This window comes from Victivallis sp. (assembly GCF_048170485.1).
Classification (GTDB): Bacteria; Verrucomicrobiota; Lentisphaeria; order Victivallales; family Victivallaceae; genus Victivallis.
Map to the genome: position 1 here is coordinate 1 of NZ_DBEXAY010000148.1, position 2533 is coordinate 2533.

The 2533-nt window shown below is 62.6% G+C and carries 1 protein-coding gene; it reads left to right on the forward strand.

Annotated features, from left to right (window positions below; genetic code table 11):
* The coding region (locus ACMLHG_RS07720) for a hypothetical protein (RefSeq protein WP_417170131.1) at nucleotides 1-2533 on the forward strand (2533 nt) is incomplete at both ends.

Below are 2533 nucleotides of genomic sequence, written 5' to 3' on the forward strand. Positions count from 1 at the left end.
GGAGACCGCCCGCTATCAGCAGGAGAAGATGCTGCTCACCCCTCCCGGTACCATCATCGAACGGTTTATCGAGGTGCATGACGGCTTTCCCACGCACGCCACCGGAATCGTCGGTCAAAATGCCGGGCGGGCGTTCCGTTCGATCCTGTTCTTCTCGCAGGGTATGCCCTCGATCCTCCACGGCGCGGACAAGGGGATCGGCACATTACTCGCCCGGCTCAACGACATCCGCAGCGCCCTGCCTGAAATGCGGCGCGGCAAAGTCGACTACCTGGCGGTAAAAAGCACCCCGGGGGTGTTCGCTCCACTGCACGTCATGAAACGGGCCGCCACCGTCGCCGCGGTCAGCCTCTTCGGCCATCCCCGTGAAGTGACGTTCCAGATTCCGGTGGAAAAAATGGGATTCGATTCCGGAGAAAAGGTGGTCGTCTATGAACTGCAGAGCGGCCGGAAACTCGGCGAAGGGCCGCTGAACTCATTTGCGACCTTCACCCATACGATTCCGGCATTCGGGGAGGCGGTGTTCGCCTTCCGGCCGGCGGGCACCCCGGCGCCGCTGCCGCCCCTGCGGGAAAAGAAATTCGCTCCGGTTCAGACGGCAGCCCGGCACGTCGAAGAGACGCCGGACCGGCTGATCGTCCGCGGCGGCTGGGAGTTCGAAGTCGACCGCAAAACCGGTCTGCCGCTGCGCTTCGGGCCGTATATCGGCGCAGGCCGCCTGTTCGGCGATTCGCCGCAGAAAGCGGAGATACAGTCGCTCCGCCATCGCGTCGACGGAAAAACGATCGTCATCACGGCGAAACTCGCCTCCGGCATGGAGCTGGTCTACACATTGAACGGCAACGAATTGAACATCAGATCGACACTGCTGAACTGCCGCCCGACGGAGCGCAGCGCCTTCGTCCTCCCGCTCGTATCGATCGACCGTTACCGGGTGTATTCCGCCGAAGGAGTGGTGGAGGACCGCTTCGACCCGGCGGCGATCAGCGACCGGGTATTCGGTGCTCTGCCGATGTCCGCCTGCTCCTATCGTCCATTTTTGAGCCCGATACTCTGGCAGAGCATCACCAAACCGCTGGACTGGAATCGGCCTCTTCTGCGCCTCTGGAACGATGACGGCGGCGTGGAGATCGTGGACAATCTGCCGCTCTCCGACCGGAACGACGGCGCCGCGCTGTGGGAACAGCTCCCCGGCAAGGCGAAGACGCCGCACTTCGTCGCGTTTCATGTGCAGCCCGGCCCGTTGAGCCTGGCGGACAATCGTTCGCCCCGGGTGGTGGATTTCACCATCCGCCCGGCGGGAAACACGGTTGCCACCGGAAATCCCGCTCCGGCAGCGGTAAAGATCACACACGGCAGTTACCGCTGGCTGGTCCAGACTCCTCACTATCGGGCGGTCATCGACCGCAACGGCGGCGGACTGCGACAGTTCGCCGACACGAAGGGAACGGTCATCGTGCGCAATCAGGATGTCGTTTTACTCAACGGCAGCGAAACGGTTCCGGACGGGCGCGCCTCGCTCGACCCGGATACCGGCAGCCGCTGCTATCTGCGGAACGGCAAACCGTATCTGCGGATCGCCTCCGCGCTGCGGACGATGGAGAACAACGGGCTGCTCACACCGTATGTCTGGAGCGTCACCGAATATGAGTTCGGTGAGGGGCCGGCATTGCGGCAGACCGTTTCGGTCACCTCCGACGCGCCGACCGTGCATGCGCAGCACTACTCGGTAAGACTCCTGAAAGCGCCCCGGGTGTTCTACCGGAGCGACCGTGAGAAGAGCGCCATCCCCCTCGTCTGCGGCCGCTGGAACCGCATCGGCCGGGAATATTCCGCCGACGGCGTGAAACCCTTCTCCGTATCCTCCGGTCAGGCCATCGAGGAAGTCCCTGTGCAGCAGATACTCTCCGGCTATCTCTCCGGTCTGGAAAAACCGTTGCTGCTGCCGGTCATGTCGCAGATTCCGGGCAACTACCACGTATTATGGTATGATCACGGCGCTCTGATTCCCGGGCATAAGACTCCAGTTGGCTATCGTCTCAACGTCCCCGGCTGGGTCAACATTGGTCCCTCCCGCCGCCTCGCTCCCGGGAAGTACCGCGTCAGCAGCCGTTTTCGCTCAGAACTGTCCCGGAAAGGCGAAGGCCGTTTCTGGATCGAACTCCGGATTGAATTTCTGAGGAACGGCAAGATGGTCCGTCTGGCGAAACGCACGGAAATTTCGCAAGGCACCACAGACTGGACCGAACTTGCCGAAATCTTCACCATCCCGGCTGACATCGAGAATCCCTGCCGGATTATAATCGCCGGGGTGTTCGACGGCGATGGGGAAGGCACACTCTTCGTCGACGTCCCGGAGATCACTCCGCTATCGGAACCGACAGCTTCTCTTCGGCAGGACGCGGGCATTCCGGAGGTGACGGAGGAATTGCTGCAACGTGCCGTCGTCTCCTTCGGCAACCGGGAGCGGCTGAACCGCTTCTTCGAAAAGGCCGAACGCGGCGAGTCGCTGACCGTCGGCGTGCTCGGCGGC